Genomic DNA, 23,313 nt, shown 5'->3' with positions numbered 1-23,313 from the left:
GTTTTTTCAATTGTCTAAAGCAAAATATGGTCGGGGAAAACTGCTAACTGGTCATGGTTCGTCCGACGCGCTAGGTCTTGTGGCAAATCAGAACAAGGGCCCATGACATGACCGCACTTACCCCGATCAGCTTTGCCGAGACCGATATTGAGAAAATTGCCGCACACACCGGCCGTGTGGCCGTTTTCATTGATCCCGAAGGGCGTCTTGATGCTGGGGCGCGGCGGGTGAACAAGCTGACCAAAGGAGCATTGGCACGATTGGTTGAGGGGCAGGGCTTTGCCAAATCCAAACCCGGTGATGCGCAGACTTTGGCGTATCCAACGGGAATGGCGGCGGATGCGGTGGATGTCGTTCATCTGCCGCGCAAGGCCAGTGTTGATGATGCACGCAAGGCAGGTGCGTCGCTTGGCAAGATCCGCGGTGAGGCTGATCTTCTGGCTTTGGCCGCAGGTATGAACCGCGTCGGTCAGGTGGCCTACGGTCTGGCGATGCGCGATTACCGTTTCGACGATCTCAAGAGCGCGCCTAAAGAGCGCAAGGGTGAAGCCGTGTTTATGTGCAGCAAGCCCGAAGAGGCGCGGGCAGCGTCAGCGCCGTTGCTGGCTGTGGCCGAGGGTGCCTTCATGACCCGTGATTTAGTCAGTGCACCCGCAAATGTGCTGACCACGACAGCCTTCGCTGATCAGTTGGTCGAGATGGAAGAGCTTGGCCTCAAAGTTCAGGTTTTGGATGAGAAAGAGCTTGCAAAGCTAGAAATGCGAACACTTTTGTCAGTGGGACAAGGATCTGATAGCCCGTCGAAAGTCGTGGTGATGGAATGGAATGGCGGCGCCAAGGGCGATGCGCCGCTGGCGTTGATCGGTAAGGGCGTTGTTTTTGACACCGGTGGCATCAGCCTGAAACCGGCGGGCGGCATGGAAGATATGACCATGGATATGGGTGGCGCTGGGGTTGTCGCTGGCACCATGCGCGCATTGGCCCGGCGCAAGGCCAAGGCCAACGTGGTAGGACTGGTGGGTCTGGTCGAGAACATGCCTTCAGGCACTGCCATCCGGCCCGGCGACGTCATCAAGTCCATGAAGGGCGACACAATCGAGGTGATCAACACCGACGCGGAGGGGCGTTTGGTGCTCTGTGACGTGATGTGGTACGCGCAGGAGCGGTTCAAACCTTCCGGCATGATTGATCTGGCCACCCTCACCGGGGCGATTATTATCGGACTGGGACACGAGAACGCGGGCGTGTTTTCCAACGACGACACGCTGTGCAACGCATTTCTGAAGGCAGCGAGCGCTGAAGGTGAAGGCGCATGGCGGATGCCATTGGGGCAGGGTTATGATGATCAGTTGAAAAGCCAGATCGCGGACATGAAAAACATCGGCGGCAGGCCTGCGGGATCAATCACCGCCGCACAATTCCTTTTGCGGTTCGTGAAGGACGGCACTCCCTGGGTCCATCTGGATATCGCGGGCGTTGCCTCGGTCAAGTCGGACACGATGCTCTCGCCCAAGGGTGCGACCGGTTGGGGTGTGGCGGCACTCAACCGTCTGGTGTCTGACATGTTCGAAAAAGCCTAAACCAAGATGGGGGCCGCCTATTTCTATCACCTCACGCGGCGTCCGTTGGTGGAGACGCTGCGGATGCTGGTTGGAAAGTCGCTTGATAACGGCTGGCGCGTTGCAGTGCGCGGCGCGGACGATGCCGGGCTGGAAGCGCTGGATAAGGCTCTATGGCTTGGGCCTGAAGACAGCTTTCTGCCACATGGCATTGCAGGTGGTCCAAGGGATGCGGATCAGCCGGTTTTGCTGACCACCGCAATGGTCGCGGCCAATACGCCCCAATGCGTGATGTCAGTGGGTGGGGCCGAGGTGACGGCGGAGGAAGTGGCGGCACTTGAGCGCGTTTGTGTGCTGTTTGACGGGGATGACGAGGCGGCACTGAGCCGTGCACGCGGGCAATGGAAAGCGCTGAAAGACGCAGGTGCCGCAGCGCAATACTGGTCCGAGGAATCAGGCCGGTGGGAAAAGAAAGCAGAAACCTAGCTGCCCAAAGTGGAGAGGGTCATGTGTTCCGCGGCAGTGCTGCGCGATGTTGGGCGATAATGCTCAGGCGGACCTCCTAGCGCGTGAGGATCAGTTCTCCGCCTGAGATTTCAATGCGGCCCCAGCGTTGCAGGTAACCCATGCCAAGCAGTGATTGCTCCATCACGCCTTCGTTCACGACGGCTGGCACATCGCGGTCGGTGACTTCACCCAGCCGCACCTCTTCAAGACGGACAAAGGCTGTGCGCACTTCGCCATTCGCAGTATTGGCACGGCCAAGATAGGATAGGTCTTGTGGGTTAATGCCAGCGCGGGCGGCGTCCCGTTGGGTCAAAACCATATCAGTCGCGCCGGTATCCACGACAAAGCGGATCGGAGCATCGTTCACCTCAAGGCTGAGATAGTAATGCCCGTCGCGCGCCCGCGGCACGATGATCTGACCCGCGCCTGTAACGCTGATCTGCGGTGTACGGGCGTCGCGGCTGATGTCTTGCCACAAACCCACGGCAGCAGCCCCGCCGATAAAGATCATGCCCCAGACAGCTGCATATTGCAGTGTCCGGTTCAGCCCTGCACGTGACTGCATGAAGAACCAGCCGCCCACCATGGCAAGCAGCACGACGAGATAAATCAATTGTCCGGTTTCAATATCGGCCATGGTCACCTTCTTATGTTCCTGGGTGTTATATAGGAACGCGTGACGTTTCTGTCAGGTAGGGCCGGGTCCAAAACCAAACGCCGCAAGCCCATCGAGGACAAACTGAACGGACAGGGCGGCCAGCAGCATGCCGAGGATACGAGTAATCACGTCAATGCCGGTCTTTCCGACCACGCGGTCAAGGTAGCTCGACAGCATCAGGATCACTGCCATCGCCATGAGCACAAGCGCCGTGATCGACAGCACGGTGATCATGCCCTCACCGCCGGGGCGTTCACCGATCAGCAGAATGACCGAGGCAATCGCCCCCGGGCCTGCCATTAATGGAATCGCCAGAGGGAAAATCGAAGGGTCGTCAGGATGTTCTTCTTCGGTCTTGTCCTCGCGGCGTTTGCTGCGGCGTTCGAACAGCATGTCGAGGGCTGTCAGGAACAGAAGGATGCCACCGGCAATGCGGAAGGCAGGCATTGAAATGCCGACGAAACCCAGAAGTGCCTCGCCGAAAAAGGCGAAAAGGGCGAGAATAAAGGCAGCGGTCAGCGTGGCGCGTATTGCGACACGGCGGCGATGCGCTGTTGTCATGCCGCGGGTAAGCGCGAGGAACAGAGGCGCAATGCCGATTGGGTCGATCACCACGAACATGGTGACGAAGACGGTGATCATATAGGCGGTGTCGAGTTCCATATCGGCCGTTACCAAATTGTGGGCACTGCCCAATACGTTTCTGAGGGGCTTTGCCTCGTTGTGATCAAAGCTCGGTTTGCCAAGTGGACTTTGGCCCAAAGGGACGACGGTCAGGCAGTCGCCTTTTCCAGTTTCTCTTCGGCGCTCATCCACAAGCCTTCGGCGCGGTCAAGAGCGTCCATGACTTCGGCGTATTTCTTGTTCCAGACTTCCAGTTCGCCCACCTTGCCGTCCTCGTAAAGGGCGGGGTCAGCAAGCTTGCTGGCCAGTTTGTCGCGCATCTCGTTCAGTTTGTCGACACGCGCCTCAGCTTTGCGGACTTCCGAGCGTAGGGCGAGGACCTCATCGCGGCTTGCGCGTTTCGGTTTGGGTGCTTCTTTCGGCCTGGCGTTCTTGCTGACGGGTTTCGTCGGCGCCAGCAACATCTTGCGATACGCTTCGAGGTCTTCCTCGTAGGGTTTGACGGTGCCGTTCGACACCAGCCAGAGGCGATCGGCCACCATGGACAGCAGATGCATGTCGTGACTGACGAGGATCACTGCCCCTGAATACCGCGTGAGCGCTTCGACAAGCGCCTCGCGGGATTCGATATCAAGGTGGTTCGTGGGCTCATCCAGGATCAGCAGATGTGGCGCGTCAAGCGTGGCAAGCAGAAGCGAGAGGCGGGCCTTTTGCCCACCAGACAGGCGGCCCACTTCGGTTTCGGCCTGTTCAGGACCAAGGCCGAAGCCAGCCAGTTGCGCGCGCAGCTTGGAGTGCTGCGTGGCAGGTCGCGCGCTGATCATGTGTTGCAGTGGGGTTTCGTTGACGTGAAGTTCGTCCACCTGATGCTGGGCAAAGAAGCCGACGCGCAGCTTGTTCGCCTTGACCTCTTTGCCCTGCATAAGCGGCAGACGATCCGAAAGCAGTTTGGCCAGGGTTGATTTACCCTGACCGTTTTTGCCCAGCAGCGCGATACGGTCGTCCTGATCGATCCGCAGATTCAGGCGCGACAGGACGGGCGATCCTTCAGTGTAGCCCACGGCGCCGCCCTCGATTGAGATGATCGGCGGTGAGAGTTCTTCGGGCTCGGGGAATGTGAAGACGCGCTTGGCCGCCTGTTCGGGCGTCGCGATCATATCCATCTTTTCGATCATCTTGATCCGCGACTGGGCCTGTTTCGCCTTGGAAGCCTTGGCTTTGAAACGGTCCACGAAGGCCTGCATGTGGTCGCGGCGTGCCTGCTGTTTCTTGGCCATGGCGGCCTGCACGGCACGTTGTTCCGCCCGTTGGCGGGCGAATTGGTCGTAGGGGCCCTGATAATAGGTCAGTTTGCATTCATCGAGATGCAGAATGCCGCCCACCGCACGGTTTAAGAGCTCGCGGTCGTGGCTGATGATGATGACCGTGTGAGGATACTTGGCCAGATAGCTTTCGAGCCAGAGCGCGCCTTCAAGGTCGAGATAGTTCGTAGGTTCGTCCAAGAGCAGCAGGTCAGGCTGGGCAAAAAGCACTCCTGCAAGTGCCACGCGCATGCGCCAGCCGCCGGAGAAGGCGGAACAGGGCATATGCTGTTCTTCGTCTTCAAAGCCGAGCCCCTTGAGGATGGACGCGGCGCGGCCTTCGGCGGACCACGCGTCGATATCCGCGAGGCGCGACTGGATATCCGCGATGCGGCCCGGATCTGTAGCGGTTTCAGCCTCGGCCATCAGGGCTGCGCGTTCGGTATCCGCTTCAAGCACCGTATCGATCAGTGAGGTTTCGGACGAGGGCACTTCCTGTGCCACGCCGCCGATCTTGGCCCGCGAGGGCAGGGTGATTTCGCCGCCATCAAGGCCCAACTCGCCCCGGATAATGCGAAAGAGCGTTGTCTTGCCCGCACCGTTGCGACCGACAAGGCCGACTTTGTGGCCTTCGGGAATGACGGCGGAGGCTTCCTCGAACAAGGGGCGGCCTTCGACTGAGTAGTTGATTTCTGAAATACGCAACATGGGCGCGGTGTGAACCAATGCCATGCCCACGTCAATCGCGGGTTTTCACCGACCAAGGCCCATGCTAGGGAGCGCCCAAATTAACACCCCCAAAGGAGCAAGCCACATGGCCCTTGAGCGTACATTCTCGATCATCAAGCCCGATGCAACCCGCCGCAACCTGACCGGTGCGATCAACAAGAAATTCGAAGATGCGGGTCTGCGCATTGTTGCGCAAAAGCGCATCCACCTGACCAAAGCGCAGGCGGGCGAATTCTACAAAGTCCACGCCGAGCGTCCTTTCTATGACGAGCTTTGCGAATTCATGGCCTCCGCGCCAATCGTTGCACAGGTTCTCGAAGGTGAAGGTGCCATTGCAAAGAACCGTGAAGTCATGGGCGCCACCAACCCTGCGGATGCCGCACCAGGCACCATCCGTGCCGAGTTTGCCGAGAGCGTCGGCGAGAACTCTGTCCACGGCTCTGATGCGCCTGAGACGGCAGCGATTGAAATTGCTTATTTCTTCTCCGGTCTGGAGCTGGTGGGCTAAGCCTGCTTTCTAGCCGATAGGAACAGGAAGGCCGCAGCGATGCGGCCTTTTTCACGTTTGGGAGACTGGTTGGGCGCCTTGTTGCACAAGATGCTGCTCCAACAGATCGACGTTGCGTGACTTTGATCGCCAGCCGATGTCGAAAATGTCTCCGACCAGCGGTATTGCGCCGATGGCAAGATCGATGCCCATGTTGGCGCCCATGCGCGCGAGTGTGCCGGTAGACACCCCCATCCGTCTTGCTTCTTTCATGATGTAGAGAGACGGCGCAATTGCCAGCGCGTCGCCGATACCCGGCACAAGCCCCAGAATCGCGTCCCAGCCGATGCGTGTCCCGATGACAGGCAGGCGGTAGGCGTTGTCCATGGTCGTGGCCAGCTTGCGCAGGCGTCTCAGATCGTGGGCGTAGGGGTGCGTTGGGTGTGACATGCTGCTTTTTCGTGCTGCTGATACTGGGATGAACGTCCATTATGCAGCAAGGTTCCAGCCCGTTCAGGGCGCGCGCACACCAATGTCGTCGAGAAGTTGATCGATATCTGTGACGCGGTCGCTGGTATTGGCCGATTTCAGGGCGTCGAACCGTTTGCGAAGTGCAGCCTTCTCATCACCGACACAATCGTTCCATGGACGGCCTTGAAGGCCCATCACAAGCGCATAATAGCCTATGAAATGAGGTTGCATGCCGCTGGCAAGCAGTTTGGCATAGGCTGCGTCAGGGCCAAGATCGCGCAGCGCTTCTGCGCTCGCTATGCCCGCCTTGAGGCATGCGGCTTCGACCGCGGGGCCCAGGTTACGGATGGTTGAGACAGGTGTGCCCATGTTTGTAAACTAGGTCAGGTGTCCATCCGCTGTCACGCCTTAGATGCTGGCATAGTCCGTGATAATTGGTTTCGGCGCCGGCTTTGCTGTGGACGCGGGCTGATGCGGCTGCGTCGGCTTTGGTGGCACGGGCTTAGGCTTTGGGGTATCAAGACGTCCCATTTGACTGCTCCTTTTTCAGGGCCAGAGAGGCGGTCTGTCCGACCTACGCAAGCAAGGCTGCGCCAGAAGAATGCCGGCGTCGGGGCGAGAAAGGGGCAATGCAGAGGTTTTATGCAGGCGGTGTCAGACGGTAATGCGTGATCTGTCTCCAGGTGTCGCGAGGGTTCAAGGTGATCTGGGGAAAACCCGGCTGATGCGGTGCATCGGGCCAGAACTGGGGCTCAAGGGCGATGCCGCCATAAGGTTTCAGGTCGTGGCCGTTTTCCAACACACCCTTCAGATCAGGCAGAAAAGCACCGTTATAAACCTGCAGGCCCGGCGCGGTGGTGGCGATTTCAAGCTGTGTCCCGTTTGACCCGGCCAACCTTGCGCAGCTTTGCGGCTTGGTATGGCTTTCCGGGGCAAGACAGAAATTTTCATCAAGGGCAGGGGTCAGGGGCACAGGGCGCAGCGTGCGGAAATCGAACTCCGTATGGGCAACGGGCGCTATGTCACCCAACGGTAGATTTCGACTGTCAGTGGGGACATAGCTATCGGCTCTGACCTCAAGCAAATGGCTTGATACATCCGACAAACCGTCCAGCATCCAATACGGGTGGGCGGCGATGTTCATCGGCGTCGGCTGATCTGTCCGCGCCGCGATCTCAAGCGTGAGGCATGCGCCTGCGATGCTGTACGTCGCCTTGATATTGCGATTGCCCGGAAGACCCTGATCGCCGTCCTTTAGGTCAATCTGCAATGTCACGCTCTGGTCTGTGCGCGCGACTATATCCCAATCCAGCGTGTGAAGCCCATCTGGCCCGGAATGCAGAGACGTTTCGCCATTCTCGTTGCGGGTCATCTGGTAGACTTTGCCGTCCAGCGGGATTTGTCCCGCCTTAATGCGATTTGCAACAGGCCCTACAAGATGGCCTGCGTAGACCGGAATGCGAAAGTGATCCTCCGGGTCGGCAAATCCCAAGACAAGGTTCTCAGACCTCTGCGTAAACCGCACTGCGCTCAGCGTTGCCCCGCGCGGAAGGATGCTGGCGTTCAGGGCGTCAGAGCGCAAATGAATGGGTATGGTCGTGGTCACCGGTTTAGACTGAGCAGGTTTAGACGAAGGGTCAAGGGTTTGATGTCGCGTATGAAATCTGATCACTCAGCGAATAATAGCTGCCCTCATTCAAGGGAGGACAGGGCTGTCTGGTTCTGCAGTCTTGACTGATTTTGGGCGCTTGTGATCAGCGCACGGGAATTCAGCGCTTCTCAACGCGCGTCCCACTTTTTCAAGGTCAAATGCCTTGCAGGGCTGAGGCAGGATAGTGGCCGACACAACTTAATTTTTAGGGAAAGAAACGCGGGAACGGCGGGTTTCTCACAAGTTGTTTGTAGCCAGTTAAAGTCTGTTTGAAAGAAACGGGACGCCACCTCATCCACAGCAATAAGAGCACTCAACATGAAACATATTCTGGTCCTTATCTTCTCTCTTGCCTTTGCGCAGCCCGGCTTCGCGGGCATTGACTTTGGCGCACCGCAAGAGGCCGATGCCCTGGCTGACCGGATGATTGGCATCATCGACAATGAAGGGCTTGATGCTGCGGTTGAGGCGATGCATGACCCGTCGCAGCCGTTTCGCACCTCCCGTATGGGCGTGAATCTGTTTCGGGGATCTTTTGTTATCTCAGACAACAGAGAGCCTGAAATGGTGGCAAGTGACTATGGACAAACAGCAGATCTGACTGGCGCACCTGCATGGCCGCGCATTGTCGCCGCAGCACGTGACAATGGGGTGGCGACGTTGCTGTGGTATCATTACGATACCCAAGAAGTCTATGAATATCAGTGCCATGCCCGGGCCGCCAAATCTGTTGACGCCTCCGTCATGGTCTGCCGCTAGACGGGGGCAGGCTCTTGGCCACCGAAAAGATCGCTCCCTTCCTTAAAGACAAGGACCCCTTCACGGCGGTCTTCTTGCTGGTTCTGGCAGGTCTTGGCGTTGCGTTTATGGTGGCGATCGGTTGGGGTTGGTATGCGTTGTCCGCGATTGATCGGTCGATACAGGTCTGGAACAATCTTGACTATGTTCATTCCGCCGCCGATGCCTTGGAAGCCGAGGCCACGGTGCTGCAGGCGGGCACTCAGGCTGATGCAGAAATCGCCGGACTGGATATCGGTATTACTGAGCTTTCACGGTGGGTCGAGACACGGTCCTTGTCAGTAGACCTTGCCAAACGCTCAGAGGCTGTGCGGATGCATCTTGTCTCCCTGGATGATGCGCAAAAGAGGTCCGCCGCCGCGGTGGATGCGTTTGAAGAGAATCTGTCAGGCATAATCAGTGCTGCGTCGTTCGCTCTCAGCAAAAAACGTGCAGATATGGACGACCTGAGTGCGCAGGAAGCGCGCTTGATCCAACAGGAAGCAGAGCAAAGTGCTGCCAAGGAAAGGCTCTATGACAGTGTACTGAGGGCGCAGCGGGCAGAGCGGCAAATCTCGGCAGGTCTTCGAATGGGGGCGCTGGGAAACAGCGATGAGATGCTGCGAAGTTCCGCTGCGCGGGCCTTGGCTGATTTGCCTGATTGCATCCCCGAACCCGCAAAACCGCAGTGCGGGGCGTCTCCTGCCCGGCTCAAGGCTGCTTTGCAGCAAGTTGCGCACAGCGAGGATGTGGCTGCCATATTGAGAATGGCGTACACTGCCGCGACCGCTTACCAACGTGCTCTTGCAAACGACCGCGAGGTACTCCACCTTGAAGCCGCTACGACACAGCGGGCAATAACCGCCCAAAGAATAGCGTTGGTCCAGATCCAGAACGAGGTGGAACGCCTTTCCCGTTTTGTGACGCTCAGCAACACCTTGCGCAGAAGTGCGATAGAGGTCGAGGCAGCCTCGTTGTCGGATTTGGATATGGTGACAACACGCGCACGGGTTACGCTGACGCGTTTTATGGCGCCTGCACGGGCGATCCGGCCCCTGCTGCCGGACAATGGCAAGGGTGCGGCTTCGCTGATCTTTTTGAGTGATCTTCTGGACAGAAGGTGGAAAAGCATCGGGGATGCACTTGTGGCTCGGCTGGAAATAGAACGAGAGATTGTTGCCATTAAGGACCGCACGGAGGCGGCCGTCGAAGTTGCACGCGATCAGGCAGTGACAGCCATCTCAACCATTACGAGCGCTGGCGTGGCGGTGACCTTGGCGCTTTTTACGGCGGTAGGTTTTGCGGCACAGATTTTGCGTCGGTATGTGGTAATGCCGGTCCGTTCACTCACGCAGGCTATCCTAAGCCTGGCGCGGGGCGAACGCGCGGAGTTGGCCTATTTCGGCGGAGCGCTCGGCCTGAAGGCGCTCAGGGACGCTTTGATATCTTTGCGGGAAGTCTTTGTGGAACGTGACGCCCTTTTGTCCGAGACATCGGCGCAGAAGGAAGCGCTGGAAGCCGCGCATGATTCAATTCAGTATCAAGCGCTGCATGACGCACTGACAGGCTTGCCAAACCGACGGGCGCTTGAAACTGATATGGAGGCCCTGACGTCAAATGAGGGCGATGAAAAGGACTTTGCTTTTCTGCACATCGACCTCGACCGGTTCAAGGAAATCAATGACACTCTGGGTCACGACGCCGGGGACTTCATTCTGAGGCATGTCGCAAAAATTCTTGATGAACAAAAGCCTGACAGCACGACGGTGCACCGGATTGGCGGCGATGAATTTCTACTATTTGTACAGTCAGGCGCGTCGTCTATTGACCTTGTTGCCCTGGGCCAATCGATCGTAACGGAACTTGGTTGCCCGGTTGATTTTCAAGGTCGTGTGTGCCGCTACGGGGCCAGTATTGGCGTCGCGCGTGGATCGGACAGCGCAAATGATCCCCATGCGGCACTGATGCATGCGGATGTGGCCCTTTATGAAATGAAACGCGCCGGACGCAACGGAGTGCGGTGCTTTACAGACGCGATGCGGGTCGAAATCCTGCGACTGCGCAGTACTGCGGACGACATCCTGCGGGGATTGGAGGAGGGTGAGTTTGTCCCGTTCTACCAACCCCAGTTCCGTGCAGGCGACAGGTCACTCTACGGCGTTGAAGTGTTGTGTCGCTGGCAGCATCCCGAGCGCGGTCTTTTGCCGCCCTCCGAATTTCTGCCGGTTGCGGAAGAACGCAACACTATTGGAGAGATCGACCGATCGATTTTCCAAATTGTCGCAAATGATGTTGATCTGCTGCAAGCGGCAGGCCAAAGAATTCCCAAGGTTGGGTTCAACGTCACACAAGACAGGTTGATGCAACACAGCCTGATCGAAGAGCTATCGGCCATTACGGGCAAGGGGTTCGGTGTTGCCGTCGAGCTTCTTGAATCAATGTCTCTGGACGAACCCAGTGAAAATCTCAGATGGGCGCTCGACAGTCTTCAGGAAGCCGGCGTGCTTATTGAAATAGACGATTTTGGCAGCCATCGTGCCTCGATTGCCGCACTGACCGCAGTGTCCCCCGACGCAATGAAGATTGACCGGACAATCGTGATGCCGATTCTGGAAAAGCCGACCCAGCGCGAATTGGTCCGTGCGATCATCGGCATCGGAGATACCTTGGGCATCGACGTTGTTGCTGAGGGGGTGGAGACCGAAAAGCACGCCGAGCAGCTTGCAGATATGGGATGTACGGCTCTTCAAGGGTATGCGCTATCTCACCCTCTGCCACTTGACGCGCTTCATACGTTTTTGGCTGAAATGGCTGGCAAAACCGCAGTGTCCAACAAGGCAAAAGCAAGTTAAATCAACCGGATGGTTTTACGGAATATGGGACCATCCGCGGACGGCCTGGCATTCAGCCGAAATTGAAGCTTTTCGGAAGGCTAGGAAAAATGGCTCCGACGGTAGGGATCGAACCTACGACCAATTGATTAACAGTCAACTGCTCTACCGCTGAGCTACGTCGGAACGGTCTGGGCGATATAGCAGTGTGTTTTTGGCACGTCCAGAGGGTTTTGCCCCGTTTTGCGGAATTTTTCGGGACTAGTCATCATCGAGTTGAAATTTCGCTTCTGCGTGCAAGTCCTCGACTGGAGAAACCACAGATTTCCCCGTTAAATCAACAAGGTGCGCCAATACATTGCGCGTCGCTGCACCAAGAAGCGCGGGCGGTGTGTCGGCATAAACCGTTGTAGCAATCTCACGGGCGGTGGCTGGGCCCTGGCGCAGTTCTGCCAGAATGGCCGCTTCACGGCCCAGGCGGTGTTTGATCAACCACTCAAGCCGAGCGGCGGGTGTTCTGACAGGGGCCCCGTGTCCGGGATAAAATACATCCCAGTCGCGGGCGGCAAGTTTGGCGCAGGAAGCCATGAAATCGGTCAGGTCCCCATCGGGCGGTGACACCAGCGATGACGCCCAGCCCATCACGTGATCCGCAGTGAAACAGATGTTGCCCCAACCCAATGACAGGTGATTGCCGATGTGTCCGGGCGTGTGCAAGACCTCCAGCTGCCAATCATCCCCGGTGATCAAATCGCCATCCGCCAAGGCCTGATCCGGTACAAAGCTGTCATCAATGCCTTCGCCGCCGCCCATCAGACCTGTGGCTGCCAGCCGCTGCATGACCTCCGAACGACCTGCGCTGGCATCGCCAAAGGCCAGTACCGGCGCACCAACCCTGTCCGCCAAGGGCCGGGCCAACGGGGAATGATCCAGATGCGTGTGGGTTACGATGACGTGTGTGATTTCCTGATCTGGTCCGACGGCGTCCAGAATCGCCTGCAGATGTGCGGTACTCTGCGGGCCGGGGTCAATCACGCCCAGACCTTTCGTACCAACAATGTATGTATTGGTGCCGCGGTAGGTCATGGGGGACGGATTGGGCGCTACGATCCGGCGCAAACCGGGGCTTAACGTCTCGGCAAGGCCCACGGGCGGGTCGAAGTCATCGGGTGGCAGCATGGTTTGACCTTTCACAGGGGCGGGACGCTGGCTAAGGTTTACGCCATGTCCTTTACCTGGCTCAAACATTATATGCCGCGTGGCATTTACGGGCGGGCGGCGCTGATCTTGCTGCTGCCGGTTGTGTTCATTCAGCTCGTCGTGACCGTTGTCTTCGCGCAGCGGCACTTTGAGGGGGTAACGCATCAGATGAGCGACACAGTTCTGCGTGAACTGGCACTGGTGATGGATGTGGTCAAGGACGCGCCCAGTTCGTCCTCTGTATCCGCTGCGGTGGCGGCGCAGGCAGGTCCGCTTGATATTGCCGTTCTGCCGGTTGCGGAAGCCAAGATCCCAACAGAAAGTCAGATGTTGTGGTACGATTATTCCGGTCGCGTGATCGTGCGCCGGTTCAGTGCGCTGCTTGATGGCTTCAGGGCTGTGGATCTGACGGAAGGGCGTCTGGTTCGACTGTATCTGGACAGCAGCAAGGGACCGCTGGAGATCCAATTTGACAGGCGTCGTATCTCGGCCAGCAATCCACACCAACTTTTTGTTTATACGATATTTTTTGGTGTTCTGATGACATTTATTGCGTCCATCTACCTGCGCAATCAGCTTCGGCCCATCAAACGTTTGGCACGCGTTGCCGAAGCTTTTGGCCGGGGGCGGCATTTGCCCTATTCCCCTGCCGGTGCTGTCGAAGTGCGCGCAGCGGGCAATGCGTTCGTCGATATGCGCAACCGGATAGAACGGCAGATCGAGCAACGTACGCTGATGCTGTCGGGGGTGAGCCATGACTTGCGGACGCCGCTCACCCGGATGCGGTTGGGTTTGTCGATGCTGGATGACGAAGACGCCGCTCCGCTTTTGCAGGATGTCGATGACATGCAAGGGATGCTCGATGAATTCTTGAGCTTTGCCAAAGGTGCGACCGAAGGGACGCCAGAAGCGATTGATCCGCATGAACTGATGGCCCAGGCCGTGGAAGATGCGCAGCGTGCGGGGCGGGATGTGACCTTGTTGCCGCACGAGGGTGAAGGACAGGGCACGGTGATGTTAAGGCGCAATGCGATGCGGCGGGCGGTGGACAATCTGATTTCGAACGCAGTGCGCTACGGGGCCAAGGCAGAGGTTTCGGTGATGCTGACCGACAAGACCCTGCGCATCCGTGTCGAGGATGACGGTCCCGGCATTCCCGTCGACCGCAGGCAGGAAGCGGCCAAGCCCTTTACCCGGCTTGATCCTGCGCGCAATCAGGATCAGGGCGGTGGTGTGGGCCTCGGACTGGCGATTGCGACGGACATTGCCCGCGCCCACGGTGGCGTGCTGCGGTTGGGGGAATCATCGCGATTGGGCGGATTGCGTGCAGATATTGTGATCGCGCGGTAGAACCGCGCCTTTCCCGTCGTGACCCAGCGGCACGATTGTTATTCCAGTGCTGCTTTGCCAACGTGCTCCAAATGAAGCCCGGAGTATCCCATGAACCCTTACGACATGATCAAAGCCCACCTTGATGCGGCGGTTCCGTTTGCCAGACACGTTGGTGTCAAACTGCTTGAAATCGGTGATGGAACGGCAAGCGCAGAGCTGGACCAGCGCGAGGAGGTATCTAACCACATCCAATCCATGCATGCGGGGGCGATGTTCACATTGGGCGAGGCTGCCTCAGGTGCCGCGCTTGCCGGTGCGTTTGGTCCGGCGATCCTGCAGATGCGGCCTGTAGCGGCGACTGCTGGTATCGCCTTCAAGAAAGTTGCAACAGGCAAGCTGACCGCCCATGCTCAGGCGTCGGAAAGTGGCGCGGCATTGATGCAGGCCATTGAGGATCACGGCAAGGTCGCCTTTGACGTCAACGTCGATGTGCGCGACGCCGAGGAGGACACCGTGGTTGAGATGACGGTGAACTGGTACGTCAGCAAACAGAGGTAAGGCAGGTATGGTAGGCCCGGCAGGACTCGAACCTGCAACCAAAGCGTTATGAGCGCTCTGCTCTAACCATTGAGCTACAGGCCCGCCATGCCCTTTGGGTATGCGGCAGGTGCGGTTTCGTCAAGGCTTACCGTTGCGCTGGATGCTGCGATGCACTAACCCGATGCGCAACGCGGGCCGGGCCTTGGGGGACCATTCTATGACAAGCCAGAAAAACGGGATCACCTACGCGGATGCAGGTGTCGATATCGACGCGGGCAACGCGCTGGTGGAACGGATCAAACCTGCAGCCAAGCGGACCGCGCGGCCCGGCACGATGTCCGGTCTGGGTGGCTTCGGCGCGCTCTTTGATCTCAAGGCTGCCGGGTTCGTCGATCCGGTGCTGGTGGCGGCAACCGATGGTGTGGGTACCAAGTTGCGCATTGCGATCGATACCGGAAATGTCGATGGCATCGGGATTGATCTGGTGGCGATGTGCGTGAACGATCTGGTCTGTCAGGGGGCTGAGCCCTTGTTCTTCCTTGATTATTTCGCGACTGGCAAGCTTGAGTTGGATCAGGCGGCCCGCATCATCGAAGGCATTGCCGAAGGCTGTGCGCTGTCTGGTTGCGCGCTGATCGGTGGCGAAACAGCCGAGATGCCGGGCATGTATGACGCGGGCGATTTCGATCTGGCGGGCTTTGCCGTAGGCGCCATGGAACGCGGAACAGAGCTTCCGCGCGGTGTTGCGGAAGGCGACGTGCTGCTGGGGCTGCCCAGTGACGGGGTGCATTCGAACGGCTATTCGTTAGTCCGCAAGATTGTTGAGGTCAGCGGCCTTGGCTGGGACGACGCCTGCCCATGGGGCGAGGGTACGCTGGGTGCGGCACTGCTGACACCGACAAAGCTTTATGTAAAAGGCGCTGTCGCCGCGCTGCGCAGCGATTGCGTCAATGCGCTGGCCCATATCACTGGCGGAGGCCTGACCGAGAACCTGCCGCGGGTCCTGCCCGAAGGGCTGGGCGCCGAGATCGATCTGGGGGCATGGGACTTGCCGGCGGTTTTCAAATGGTTGGCTGCACAGGGCGGTATGGCTGAGGCTGAATTGCTCAAAACCTTTAACACAGGCATCGGCATGATCGCCGCCGTGCCGCAGGATCAGGTGGAGAAAGCCCGCGAAGCCTTTGCAACAGATGGTCACGCCGCCTTAGAGATTGGTCGCATCGTTGCTGGGGCTGGTGTCAGCTACAAAGGCAGCCTTCTTTGACCAAGCGCGTCGCTATTTTCCTATCGGGCGGTGGCTCGAACATGCGGGCGTTGGTTGAGGACATGACCGGCGATCATCCGGCGCGGCCCTGTCTGGTCTTTTCGAACCAGGCAGATGCCGGCGGCATTGCTTGGGCCAAAGAGCGCGGTATCCCGACAGAGGTTGTCGATCACCGCCCGTATAAGGGCGACAGGGCTGCTTTCGAGGCCGCTATCACCGAAAAAATCACACCCTATAAACCCGACATCATCTGTCTGGCCGGTTTCATGCGCAAGCTGACCGGGGCGTTCACGGATCAATGGGCAGGTCGGATGATCAATATTCATCCGTCACTCTTGCCCAAGTATCGCGGGCTGCACACACATGCGCGCACGCTTGAAGCCGGGGATACCCGGCATGGGTGTACCGTGCACGAAGTGACGGCAGAACTGGATGATGGTCCAATATTGGGACAGGCCAGCCTTGAGGTGCATCAAGATGATACACCTGAAACGCTTGCTGCACGTGTCTTGAAGCTGGAGCATCAGCTTTATCCCGCATGTTTGCGCCGGTTTGCCGAAGGCAACCGCGAGCCGCTTTGCATCAAGGCCTGACTGGTCATTCCGCGTGGCGTGCGCTAGCTGTTCTGTAACTACGGTATTGCCGTTTCCTGCGTGAAGTGAGCCCATGAGAACAATAACCACGACTGCCGACCTTGCTGAATTTTGCGCGCAAGCTGCTTCTCATCCGTTTGTTACTGTCGATACTGAATTTTTGCGGGAACGCACCTATTATTCCAAGCTGTGTCTGGTGCAGCTTGCGATGCCCGGAACGGACGACGACAATGCTGTTTTGGTGGACCCACTGGCCGATGGTATCGAGCTGGAGCCGCTTTATGACCTGTTTCGCAACACTGAGGTGGTCAAGGTCTTTCACGCGGCCCGGCAAGACCTTGAAATCTTTTTCATTGATGCGAAGGTTTTCCCCGAACCTCTGTTTGATACACAGGTTGCCGCGATGGTCTGCGGCTTTGGCGAGCAGGTTGGTTATGAGACGCTGGTGCGCAAGATTTGTCACACCGGTGTAGATAAGACATCTCGGTTCACCGATTGGTCACGCCGTCCGCTTTCGGACGCGCAAAAGAAATACGCGCTGGCGGATGTGACCCACCTGCGCCAGATCTACGAGTTCCTCGCCGACAAGCTTGAGGAAAACCGACGCGAACGCTGGGTCGCAGAAGAGCTGACGACGCTGACCTCGCCCGACACCTATATCACCGCGCCTAGAGACGCTTGGAAACGCGTCAAAACGCGTACGAACTCGCCAAAGTTTCTTGGTATCGTGCGGGAACTTGCGGCCTTTCGCGAAGCGCATGCGCAAAAGCGGAACATCCCCCGTAACCGGGTCTACAAGGACGACGCGCTGGTCGAACTGGCAAGTCTGAAGCCGTCAAATCATGAAGAACTGAGCCGCGCGCGGCTGCTATTGCGCGAAGCGCGCAAGGGCGAGATTGCCGACGGTATTCTCAAGGCGATTGCGGCGGGACAGGCGTGTAAGCTTGACGATCTGCCCACTCCAGACCGGAGCCGCGACAAGTTGCAGGTAAACCCTGCACTGGCGGACCTCTTGCGCGTGCTGCTGAAGGCCAAGACAGAGCAGGCAGGCGTCGCCGCAAAGCTGATTGCCCCTGCGGCTGACCTTGACGGGATCGCGGCGGGCCTGCGCGATGTGCCTGCATTGAAAGGCTGGCGGCGAGAGGTGTTCGGTAACGACGCCCTTCGGCTGTGCGAGGGTGAGATCGCGCTTACGGCGCGTGGCAATGATGTAGAAGTGGTCGAGGTCTGAGACCTGTGCGCCAAACAAGGGGAGCGATAAGCGATGGCAGATATTGAACGGCACCACACGAACCAGCGGATGAGCCAGATCGTGAAGCACAACGGCACGGTCTATCTGGCCGGGCAGGTTGGCACCGCAGGGGCCAGCGTGGCGCAGCAGACGCAGGATTGCCTCGACAAGGTGGACGCGCTGCTGGCTGAGGCCGGGTCTGACAAGACGCGTATCCTGCAGGCGGTGATCTGGCTGGCGGATATGGCCGACTTTGACGAGATGAACGGCGTCTGGGACGCGTGGGTTGCCGAGGGCCATGCGCCAGCGCGGGCTTGCGGCGAAGCCAAATTGGCACGCCCCGATTTCACGGTAGAAATCATTGTGACAGCCGCCGCTTAGACTTTTCCAGCGGTTTACTGGTTAATGGATGGTTTGCGGGCCGGTGCCAGAACGCCGGCTCGTTTGGCGCCACGCTGCGGCAACGATGCACTTACCATGCTGACAAAGTATGTCGGCGGAAGGGCCTGTGCGGCAATCGCTGGCTAGCCCGCGTACCTAGCGGCGCGCGACCTGAGCGTTCAGCTGGCCTTCAACACGGATTTGACGCACGCCCTGCAACTGCTGATCCGTCACCCGGCGACCGGCGATAACCTCGCGTGTGGGTTTCGTGCCAACTGGCGTAGGGCGTGTTGGCCGGATGCCTTCCAGGCGATAGGTCAATACGCCGTCAACGGCCTCTTCTTGCTCATTCGCTGGCGTAAGCTGAACCGCGTAGATGCCCTGTCTTGCCGCCAGACCGGTTGCGCGGATGATGGCACCGCCGGGAACGCGCTCGATCGTCAGGTCAGTCACCTGCTCAAACGGTCGGCCAACATAAATCTCTTGTTCTGCACGCCGCGAGGCGAAGAAACCGCCGCGCTTAGGGATCAATGGGTTCGTGCTTTGTGGCTGCTCAAGCTGTTCTGACCGGGACTGGCCGAACCAGTTGAACGGGTTGATGCGGCTGTCGCGAACGGTGGCGCAGGCCCCCAGCGCAAGGCTCGCGGCGAGAAGAAGGGGAATTGTCTTGCGCATAGCGGTCGCCTCGGGAAGTTCTGCTTGAAATTTGAGTACCCTATTGGATCAAGCTTGGGAAGGGGCTGGACCTTTGGCGGGATGCCTCCTACCTCAGGGGCGGATAGGTATCGCAAAGGATTGAGAACCGCATGGCAAACGCCGCGTTTGAAGAGCTTGTCGAGGATTTTGAGTTTCTGGACGATTGGGAAGACCGCTATCGCCATGTGATTGATCAGGGCAAGGCAATGGAGCCCTTGGCGGAGGCGCTGCGCGTGCCTGCGACCAAGGTGGATGGCTGTGCGTCACAGGTCTGGCTGCACGCCAATTTTGACAGTGGCAAGTTGCATTTCGATGGGGCGAGCGATGCCATGATCGTGTCGGGGCTGATTGCGATTTTGCGGACGCTTTACAACGGGCTCACACCGGCAGAAGTGCTTGACGTTGATGCGCGCGCCGAGATGGGGCGGCTGGGGCTGAACGATCACCTTTCCGCACAGCGTTCAAATGGTCTGCGCGCGATGATCGAGCGGATCAGGGAGACGGCGGCGGCCGCGTGAAGCGGCCTTTTAGGTTTGTCGAATGGCAGGTTAGAGCCCACTTGCCACTTTTCTGCTGTGCGGCGAATGTCTGCTTGACCTCAGATCAGGCCTGCTGATTTTGCAAAAGGATCTCGGTTGGCGTCTTTGTGCCATTCGTATTCACAGCCCAAAGCAATTCTGTCCGCCATTTCCATTCCAAACAGATCGGCCATCACGGCAAGGGCCATATCCATTCCGGCAGACACGCCAGAGGATGTGAAGAACTTGCCATCTTCGACCCATCGCGCCTCTTTTACCCAATCGACGTTCGGCGCGAGGGGGACTGTTTTGGTGAAATCGAGCTTGTTGGTTGTCGCCTTGCGACCGTCCAGAACCCCCGTCATTCCAAGCAACACAGTTCACGTGCAGACGGCCATGACGCGGTCTGCGTTTGCGGAGGCTTCCCTGATCCACTGCATCAATTCGTCGTCTTTCGCCGCGTCCAACGCAGAATCGCCACCTGGAATGAACAGCAGATCGTAGTCGTTCTTCTCCGCAATGGTTTTGTCTACAACGATCCGCTGACCATGAACGCTTGGCACCGGGTCTCGCCCCTTGGCGACCGTTATGATCTGGGTTTCTTGCCCAAGACCGCCCAGCATTTCCATGGGACCAAAGTAGTCGAGTGTTTCAAAGCCGGGGAAGACGAGTGCTGCGAGTGTTTTCATGGTGATGGTGTCCTGTCTTTACGTTTTGAGATGTGCGCATTCGGGATGGTCTTTGACAAACCTTTCCGTGGATGCGGGGAACCTGGCTAATAGCTCTGCGGGGCGGATAGGGCGGCGCAAAAGTTCTCCGCCGCAATTGGGGCAAGTGCCATCAAAGACAGTTTCGGCACAGCTCTTGCAAAACGTGCATTCGAACGAACAGCTGCGTGCGTCCTGGCTGTCTACTGGCAAATCCACGTCGCAGCATTCGCAGTTGGGTTTCAATAACAACATGGGCTGATCCTTTCTATGTTCTGTCGGTAGACTACCAGTTGCAGGCTTGGCATAAATGACAACATGACCTCGTTTTGTGCCAAACCCTCTGACCGGATGAACGTTGTATTCATTGTGTACCCGGACATCGTGCTTCTGGACCTTGTTGGTCTGCTTCAGGTGTTCACCCATGCACGCAAGACTGCGGACGCAGGGCCAGCGTATCAAACGCATGTTGTCTCCTTTGAAGGCGACCCCATTGAGACGAATACAATTCTGCATATCGACAGTGATCCGCTGGCCGATTGGCTTGAGGAACGGCAAGATACGAAAATCCATACGTTGGTGGTCGTTGGTGGTGATGGCGCACCTGTCGCGACCTTCAATCCCACACTTGTCGATCAGGTCAGGCGGCTGGCGGATCGATCCCAGCGGGTGTGTTCGGTATGTTCCGGCGCATTCGTTTTGGCGGCGGCTGGCCTGCTTGATGGTCGCCGCGCCGTCACACACTGGGAGGACTGCGATGCCCTTGCGGCACAATATCCAGCCGTGAATGTCGAAGTTGACCCGATCTACATCAAAGATGGAACAGTCTGGACCTCTGCGGGCATCACGGCCGGTATCGACATGGCTTTGGCGATCATTGAAGAAGACCTGGGCACACCTGCAGCGATTGAAATGGCGCGCTCATTAGTGACGCCGATGGTCCGTTCAGGCGGGCAATCGCAATTCAGTCCGGAATTGGACAAGCAGGCGCGCGATACGGAGGGGCGGTTCAAGCTGCTTCATGATTGGGTGAACAGTCACCTTCAGAGGAACATTTCTGTCGACGATATGGCTGACCTCTGTGGCATGAGTTCACGAAACTTCTCACGTCAGTATATGGCGACGATGGGGACGTCCCCCGCCAAGGCCGTTAAGACCATTCGGGTAATGCGGCGCGCGATCTTTTGGAGGCAACCAACAAGAGCATCAAAGCGATTGCGGTCAACTGCGGATTTCAAGACGATGAACGCATGAGACGCGCATTCTTACGGCAGATAAAAACAACACCTTCTCAATACCGGGCCCAATTCAAATCGCAGTGATGCCGAGAAAAAAGTTCATTAGCAGCGACGATGTCTCAAAGTGCTTCGGTCTTCAGAATTTCGGAATCTGGTATTCACAGGCTATTGGCAACCCATTGAATCCTAGCCGGAAAACAGACTTTCAACCCAGCTAAGCAATGGATCACAGTGCTTTCAATGATTTCTCCAAATCGCCATACCCCGTATAGCGTCGTTCGAAATTAAGACCGAGCCGTTCGGCGCATGCCCTGGCTTTGGCGGTCAATGCCGCGTCATCGGTCTGGGCCTGATAGATCAGCTTTTCGTAATTGCCGAAATACATGTTGCGCAGTTGAGGGTGGCGGTCGAGTCCCATGGGCTTCCAGACGAAGGCGTCGAACTGCCGGACAAGAAAGTCTGTGAGGTAGAATGCGGTAAATTCGTCCTCTGCCTTCTCCGCAAAGGCATCATTGCCTTCAAAAAAACTGTAACAGTGCGGACCTGCGATCATCTCGACGCCTAGTTCATTACAGGCCGCCTCCAGCAGACCGCCGGTACCGCAGTCTGCATAGACGACAAAGATCTTGTCATAGGTGGCGCGGTGTTTTTCGACCGCTGTTCGGACCTCGGCGGTGATGCGGTCCGGAAAGAGGTGATATTTGGCCGGGAGACAGGTCAGGTCCAGATGATCCCATCGATTCCGGGCCTTGAGGTCCAAGATCTCCCGCGCCAGTGCGCCACAGGCGATCAACAACACACGACCAGAGGTGCCATCAAGCGGCAGACCGTCTTCGGTCAGCGTGCTGTCAGCGGGAATGCTCACGTCAGATACCGGATCGCCAGTGCCGCAAAAAGGAAAGCGGGCAGGGCAGCGGCCAGCAGACCGGAGCCGCCCAGCGAGTGCAGCCAGACGGTTCCCGCCGCAGCGATCAGCACGCAGAGCAAGAGAACTGCAAGATGGATTTTCGGCATCGAAGAAACCTTTCTGATTGGCAGATAGGTATCCTTGCGCGCATAAAAAAGGCCCCGCCGACAGGCAGGGCCGATGTGTATCCCGAAAGTCATTTTCAGGCGGATTTGGCGCTGTTGTGCTTGCGGGCCATCCATTCCTTGGCGGTCTCCACCGCAACAGCGGCGTCGCGGCAATAGGCATCGGCACCGATGGCTTTGCCGAATTCTTCGTTCAACGGGGCGCCGCCTACCAGCACGATATAATCATCGCGGATGCCCTGTTCGATCATCGTGTCGATCACGACTTTCATATAGGGCATGGTTGTGGTCAGAAGCGCGGACATGCCAAGGATATCAGGGCCTTCTTTTTCCATTGCTTCAAGATAGCTTTCGACCGGGTTGTTGATGCCCAGATCGACAACTTCAAAGCCCGCACCTTCCATCATCATGCCGACAAGGTTCTTGCCGATGTCATGGATGTCGCCCTTGACGGTGCCGATCACCATTTTTCCGACGCGTGGAGCACCGGTTTCGACGAGCAAGGGTTTCAGGATGGCCATGCCACCCTTCATCGCGTTAGCGGCCAGAAGGACTTCAGGCACAAAGAGAATGCCGTCACGGAAATCCGCGCCGACGATCGTCATGCCACCCACAAGGGCCTTGGTCAGGATATCGTAGGGTTCCCACTTGCGCTCAAGCAGAATGTTCACACCCTCTTCGATCTCTTCTTTCAGACCGTCATAGAGGTCGTCGAACATCTGTTGGACAAGGTCTTCGTCGTCGAGTTCTGACAGGATGATTTCGTCTTCGTCGGACATCTGTGGTTCCTTCTGCCTTGCTTGCAGGGGCTGGACCTTGCGGTCAATTGTCACAAGCCTTCTGTCATGAAACGCGGCCAATTCATACGCAATTTACGACATAGCCCGCGTTTTGTGCGACGCATTTTTCTTCAGATGATTATGAAATTTATACATATGCGGTAGGGGCATAGCGCAGTTCGATTGCCATTGTTCCTATTTTGTTCT

General features: G+C 57.8%; 28 protein-coding genes and 2 tRNA genes. 14 read left to right on the top strand and 16 right to left on the bottom strand.

Annotated elements, in window-relative coordinates; translation table 11 throughout:
• The first annotated feature begins 107 nt into the window (after window positions 1-107).
• Entirely contained in the window at window positions 108-1,580 is a 1,473-nt protein-coding gene (locus GV827_RS00395; protein ID WP_164351720.1) for a leucyl aminopeptidase, read from the top strand.
• 6 nt (window positions 1,581-1,586) lie between these two features.
• A complete protein-coding gene (locus GV827_RS00390) occupies window positions 1,587-2,045 on the top strand; it encodes a DNA polymerase III subunit chi (RefSeq protein ID WP_164351719.1) in 459 nt (152 codons plus the stop codon).
• A 76-nt stretch (window positions 2,046-2,121) separates the two neighbouring features.
• Here GV827_RS00390 and GV827_RS00385 read toward each other — a convergent pair whose 3' ends face one another.
• The 3 genes from GV827_RS00385 to GV827_RS00375 all read right to left on the bottom strand — a co-directional run bounded on the left by GV827_RS00385 (window position 2,122) and on the right by GV827_RS00375 (window position 5,357).
• Window positions 2,122-2,703 carry a retropepsin-like aspartic protease family protein gene (locus GV827_RS00385; RefSeq protein WP_164351718.1) on the bottom strand — a complete coding sequence of 194 codons (582 nt, stop codon included), beginning with the start codon at window positions 2,701-2,703 and terminating at the stop codon, window positions 2,122-2,124.
• Window positions 2,704-2,754: 51 nt separating this feature from the next.
• The gene (locus tag GV827_RS00380; protein WP_164351717.1) at window positions 2,755-3,387 is read right to left on the bottom strand and encodes a MarC family protein; all 633 of its coding nucleotides are present in this window, start codon (window positions 3,385-3,387) and stop codon (window positions 2,755-2,757) included.
• Between the two features lie 110 nt (window positions 3,388-3,497).
• Window positions 3,498-5,357: an ABC-F family ATP-binding cassette domain-containing protein gene (locus GV827_RS00375; protein ID WP_164351716.1), complete on the bottom strand. Its 1,860-nt coding sequence runs from the start codon at window positions 5,355-5,357 to the stop codon at window positions 3,498-3,500.
• A gap of 106 nt (window positions 5,358-5,463) precedes the next feature.
• On the opposite strand from GV827_RS00375, the gene ndk reads away from it, so the two are divergent.
• Window positions 5,464-5,886, top strand: coding sequence for a nucleoside-diphosphate kinase (gene ndk / locus GV827_RS00370; RefSeq protein WP_164351715.1), 423 nt, complete (start codon window positions 5,464-5,466; stop codon window positions 5,884-5,886).
• A 51-nt stretch (window positions 5,887-5,937) separates the two neighbouring features.
• Here the strand turns inward: ndk and GV827_RS00365 are convergent, their stop codons facing one another.
• From GV827_RS00365 to GV827_RS00355, 3 genes are all read right to left on the bottom strand, one after another.
• A complete protein-coding gene (locus tag GV827_RS00365; RefSeq protein WP_164351714.1) occupies window positions 5,938-6,315 on the bottom strand; it encodes a DUF4112 domain-containing protein in 378 nt (125 codons plus the stop codon).
• Between the two features lie 63 nt (window positions 6,316-6,378).
• Entirely contained in the window at window positions 6,379-6,705 is a 327-nt protein-coding gene (locus tag GV827_RS00360) for a TfoX/Sxy family DNA transformation protein (RefSeq protein WP_164351713.1), read from the bottom strand.
• Window positions 6,706-6,976: 271 nt separating this feature from the next.
• Entirely contained in the window at window positions 6,977-7,942 is a 966-nt protein-coding gene (locus GV827_RS00355; RefSeq protein WP_164351712.1) for an aldose epimerase family protein, read from the bottom strand.
• A gap of 363 nt (window positions 7,943-8,305) precedes the next feature.
• On the opposite strand from GV827_RS00355, the gene GV827_RS00350 reads away from it, so the two are divergent.
• Window positions 8,306-8,746 carry a hypothetical protein gene (locus GV827_RS00350; protein ID WP_164351711.1) on the top strand — a complete coding sequence of 147 codons (441 nt, stop codon included), beginning with the start codon at window positions 8,306-8,308 and terminating at the stop codon, window positions 8,744-8,746.
• Window positions 8,747-8,760: 14 nt separating this feature from the next.
• Entirely contained in the window at window positions 8,761-11,616 is a 2,856-nt protein-coding gene (locus GV827_RS00345; RefSeq protein ID WP_164351710.1) for a putative bifunctional diguanylate cyclase/phosphodiesterase, read from the top strand.
• A 90-nt stretch (window positions 11,617-11,706) separates the two neighbouring features.
• Here the strand turns inward: GV827_RS00345 and GV827_RS00340 are convergent.
• Both GV827_RS00340 and GV827_RS00335 read right to left on the bottom strand, forming a co-directional pair.
• Window positions 11,707-11,781 (bottom strand) — tRNA-Asn (locus tag GV827_RS00340).
• A 75-nt stretch (window positions 11,782-11,856) separates the two neighbouring features.
• Window positions 11,857-12,774: an MBL fold metallo-hydrolase gene (locus tag GV827_RS00335; protein WP_164351709.1), complete on the bottom strand. Its 918-nt coding sequence runs from the start codon at window positions 12,772-12,774 to the stop codon at window positions 11,857-11,859.
• Between the two features lie 45 nt (window positions 12,775-12,819).
• On the opposite strand from GV827_RS00335, the gene GV827_RS00330 reads away from it, so the two are divergent.
• Window positions 12,820-14,145 carry an ATP-binding protein gene (locus GV827_RS00330; RefSeq protein WP_164351708.1) on the top strand — a complete coding sequence of 442 codons (1,326 nt, stop codon included), beginning with the start codon at window positions 12,820-12,822 and terminating at the stop codon, window positions 14,143-14,145.
• Between the two features lie 90 nt (window positions 14,146-14,235).
• A complete protein-coding gene (locus tag GV827_RS00325; RefSeq protein WP_164351707.1) occupies window positions 14,236-14,685 on the top strand; it encodes a DUF4442 domain-containing protein in 450 nt (149 codons plus the stop codon).
• An 8-nt stretch (window positions 14,686-14,693) separates the two neighbouring features.
• Here the strand turns inward: GV827_RS00325 and GV827_RS00320 are convergent.
• Window positions 14,694-14,769: transfer RNA gene (locus GV827_RS00320), tRNA-Ile, on the bottom strand.
• A gap of 115 nt (window positions 14,770-14,884) precedes the next feature.
• Between GV827_RS00320 and purM the strand changes: the two genes are divergently transcribed.
• The 4 genes from purM (at window position 14,885) to GV827_RS00300 (ending at window position 18,136) form a co-directional block, all read left to right on the top strand.
• A complete protein-coding gene (gene purM / locus GV827_RS00315) occupies window positions 14,885-15,931 on the top strand; it encodes a phosphoribosylformylglycinamidine cyclo-ligase (protein WP_164351706.1) in 1,047 nt (348 codons plus the stop codon).
• On the top strand, window positions 15,928-16,524 hold the full coding sequence (gene purN / locus GV827_RS00310) for a phosphoribosylglycinamide formyltransferase (RefSeq protein WP_164351705.1): 597 nt from the start codon (window positions 15,928-15,930) through the stop codon (window positions 16,522-16,524). The genes purM and purN overlap by 4 nt, the downstream gene beginning before the upstream one ends.
• A 73-nt stretch (window positions 16,525-16,597) precedes the next feature.
• Entirely contained in the window at window positions 16,598-17,755 is a 1,158-nt protein-coding gene (gene rnd / locus GV827_RS00305; RefSeq protein ID WP_164351704.1) for a ribonuclease D, read from the top strand.
• 33 nt (window positions 17,756-17,788) lie between these two features.
• Complete coding sequence (locus GV827_RS00300) at window positions 17,789-18,136, top strand: RidA family protein (RefSeq protein WP_164351703.1); 348 nt, start codon at window positions 17,789-17,791, stop codon at window positions 18,134-18,136.
• A 156-nt stretch (window positions 18,137-18,292) separates the two neighbouring features.
• Here GV827_RS00300 and GV827_RS00295 read toward each other — a convergent pair whose 3' ends face one another.
• Window positions 18,293-18,811 carry a hypothetical protein gene (locus tag GV827_RS00295; protein WP_164351702.1) on the bottom strand — a complete coding sequence of 173 codons (519 nt, stop codon included), beginning with the start codon at window positions 18,809-18,811 and terminating at the stop codon, window positions 18,293-18,295.
• 131 nt (window positions 18,812-18,942) lie between these two features.
• On the opposite strand from GV827_RS00295, the gene GV827_RS00290 reads away from it, so the two are divergent.
• Window positions 18,943-19,350 (top strand): SufE family protein, encoded by a 408-nt coding sequence (locus GV827_RS00290; RefSeq protein WP_164351701.1) that lies wholly within the window; start codon window positions 18,943-18,945, stop codon window positions 19,348-19,350.
• Window positions 19,351-19,430: 80 nt separating this feature from the next.
• Here the strand turns inward: GV827_RS00290 and GV827_RS23540 are convergent, their stop codons facing one another.
• From GV827_RS23540 to GV827_RS00280, 3 genes are read right to left on the bottom strand one after another with little or no spacing between them, the layout of a single operon-like run.
• Window positions 19,431-19,715, bottom strand: a complete 285-nt coding sequence (locus tag GV827_RS23540; RefSeq protein ID WP_235929994.1) for a type 1 glutamine amidotransferase family protein — start codon at window positions 19,713-19,715, stop codon at window positions 19,431-19,433.
• A 15-nt stretch (window positions 19,716-19,730) separates the two neighbouring features.
• Window positions 19,731-20,039: a DJ-1/PfpI family protein gene (locus GV827_RS23535; RefSeq protein ID WP_235929993.1), complete on the bottom strand. Its 309-nt coding sequence runs from the start codon at window positions 20,037-20,039 to the stop codon at window positions 19,731-19,733.
• Between the two features lie 18 nt (window positions 20,040-20,057).
• Window positions 20,058-20,312, bottom strand: a complete 255-nt coding sequence (locus GV827_RS00280) for a DUF1272 domain-containing protein (protein WP_164351700.1) — start codon at window positions 20,310-20,312, stop codon at window positions 20,058-20,060.
• A gap of 63 nt (window positions 20,313-20,375) precedes the next feature.
• Between GV827_RS00280 and GV827_RS23955 the strand changes: the two genes are divergently transcribed.
• Both GV827_RS23955 and GV827_RS23525 read left to right on the top strand, forming a co-directional pair.
• Window positions 20,376-21,311: a GlxA family transcriptional regulator gene (locus GV827_RS23955; protein WP_328823088.1), complete on the top strand. Its 936-nt coding sequence runs from the start codon at window positions 20,376-20,378 to the stop codon at window positions 21,309-21,311.
• Window positions 21,263-21,379, top strand: a complete 117-nt coding sequence (locus GV827_RS23525) for a hypothetical protein (protein WP_328823101.1) — start codon at window positions 21,263-21,265, stop codon at window positions 21,377-21,379. Before GV827_RS23955 ends, GV827_RS23525 begins: the two co-directional genes overlap by 49 nt.
• Before the next feature lie 142 nt (window positions 21,380-21,521).
• On the opposite strand, the gene GV827_RS23520 is transcribed toward GV827_RS23525, so the two are convergent.
• The 3 genes from GV827_RS23520 to GV827_RS00265 form a co-directional block, all read right to left on the bottom strand.
• Window positions 21,522-22,160 carry a DUF1638 domain-containing protein gene (locus GV827_RS23520; protein ID WP_328823087.1) on the bottom strand — a complete coding sequence of 213 codons (639 nt, stop codon included), beginning with the start codon at window positions 22,158-22,160 and terminating at the stop codon, window positions 21,522-21,524.
• Complete coding sequence (locus tag GV827_RS23515; protein WP_235929991.1) at window positions 22,157-22,309, bottom strand: hypothetical protein; 153 nt, start codon at window positions 22,307-22,309, stop codon at window positions 22,157-22,159. The genes GV827_RS23520 and GV827_RS23515 overlap by 4 nt, the downstream gene beginning before the upstream one ends.
• Before the next feature lie 95 nt (window positions 22,310-22,404).
• On the bottom strand, window positions 22,405-23,106 hold the full coding sequence (locus GV827_RS00265) for a corrinoid protein (RefSeq protein ID WP_164351698.1): 702 nt from the start codon (window positions 23,104-23,106) through the stop codon (window positions 22,405-22,407).
• Window positions 23,107-23,313 lie beyond the last annotated feature (207 nt).

Origin of the sequence: Sulfitobacter sediminilitoris (assembly GCF_010667575.1) — a bacterium.
Classification (GTDB): domain Bacteria; phylum Pseudomonadota; class Alphaproteobacteria; order Rhodobacterales; family Rhodobacteraceae; genus Sulfitobacter; species Sulfitobacter sediminilitoris.
This window is presented reverse-complemented; position numbering and strand designations above follow the sequence as displayed.

Excerpts from the sequence above, each read along its gene's own strand:
- GV827_RS00330 (WP_164351708.1), top strand. The coding sequence starts at position 12,820 with ATGTCCTTTACCTGGCTCAAACATTATATGCCGCGTGGCATTTACGGG.
- GV827_RS00385 (WP_164351718.1), bottom strand. The coding sequence starts at position 2,703 with ATGGCCGATATTGAAACCGGACAATTGATTTATCTCGTCGTGCTGCTT.
- GV827_RS00325 (WP_164351707.1), top strand. The coding sequence starts at position 14,236 with ATGAACCCTTACGACATGATCAAAGCCCACCTTGATGCGGCGGTTCCG.
- GV827_RS00295 (WP_164351702.1), bottom strand. The coding sequence starts at position 18,811 with ATGCGCAAGACAATTCCCCTTCTTCTCGCCGCGAGCCTTGCGCTGGGG.
- GV827_RS23955 (WP_328823088.1), top strand. The coding sequence starts at position 20,376 with ATGACCTCGTTTTGTGCCAAACCCTCTGACCGGATGAACGTTGTATTC.
- GV827_RS00350 (WP_164351711.1), top strand. The coding sequence starts at position 8,306 with ATGAAACATATTCTGGTCCTTATCTTCTCTCTTGCCTTTGCGCAGCCC.
- GV827_RS00290 (WP_164351701.1), top strand. The coding sequence starts at position 18,943 with ATGGCAAACGCCGCGTTTGAAGAGCTTGTCGAGGATTTTGAGTTTCTG.
- GV827_RS00375 (WP_164351716.1), bottom strand. The coding sequence starts at position 5,357 with ATGTTGCGTATTTCAGAAATCAACTACTCAGTCGAAGGCCGCCCCTTG.
- GV827_RS23515 (WP_235929991.1), bottom strand. The coding sequence starts at position 22,309 with ATGCCGAAAATCCATCTTGCAGTTCTCTTGCTCTGCGTGCTGATCGCT.
- GV827_RS00395 (WP_164351720.1), top strand. The coding sequence starts at position 108 with ATGACCGCACTTACCCCGATCAGCTTTGCCGAGACCGATATTGAGAAA.
- GV827_RS00280 (WP_164351700.1), bottom strand. The coding sequence starts at position 20,312 with ATGTTGTTATTGAAACCCAACTGCGAATGCTGCGACGTGGATTTGCCA.
- GV827_RS00265 (WP_164351698.1), bottom strand. The coding sequence starts at position 23,106 with ATGTCCGACGAAGACGAAATCATCCTGTCAGAACTCGACGACGAAGAC.
- purM (WP_164351706.1), top strand. The coding sequence starts at position 14,885 with ATGACAAGCCAGAAAAACGGGATCACCTACGCGGATGCAGGTGTCGAT.
- GV827_RS00335 (WP_164351709.1), bottom strand. The coding sequence starts at position 12,774 with ATGCTGCCACCCGATGACTTCGACCCGCCCGTGGGCCTTGCCGAGACG.
- ndk (WP_164351715.1), top strand. The coding sequence starts at position 5,464 with ATGGCCCTTGAGCGTACATTCTCGATCATCAAGCCCGATGCAACCCGC.
- GV827_RS23540 (WP_235929994.1), bottom strand. The coding sequence starts at position 19,715 with ATGACGGGGGTTCTGGACGGTCGCAAGGCGACAACCAACAAGCTCGAT.
- GV827_RS00365 (WP_164351714.1), bottom strand. The coding sequence starts at position 6,315 with ATGTCACACCCAACGCACCCCTACGCCCACGATCTGAGACGCCTGCGC.
- rnd (WP_164351704.1), top strand. The coding sequence starts at position 16,598 with ATGAGAACAATAACCACGACTGCCGACCTTGCTGAATTTTGCGCGCAA.
- GV827_RS00390 (WP_164351719.1), top strand. The coding sequence starts at position 1,587 with ATGGGGGCCGCCTATTTCTATCACCTCACGCGGCGTCCGTTGGTGGAG.
- GV827_RS00380 (WP_164351717.1), bottom strand. The coding sequence starts at position 3,387 with ATGGAACTCGACACCGCCTATATGATCACCGTCTTCGTCACCATGTTC.
- GV827_RS00360 (WP_164351713.1), bottom strand. The coding sequence starts at position 6,705 with ATGGGCACACCTGTCTCAACCATCCGTAACCTGGGCCCCGCGGTCGAA.
- GV827_RS00300 (WP_164351703.1), top strand. The coding sequence starts at position 17,789 with ATGGCAGATATTGAACGGCACCACACGAACCAGCGGATGAGCCAGATC.
- GV827_RS23535 (WP_235929993.1), bottom strand. The coding sequence starts at position 20,039 with ATGAAAACACTCGCAGCACTCGTCTTCCCCGGCTTTGAAACACTCGAC.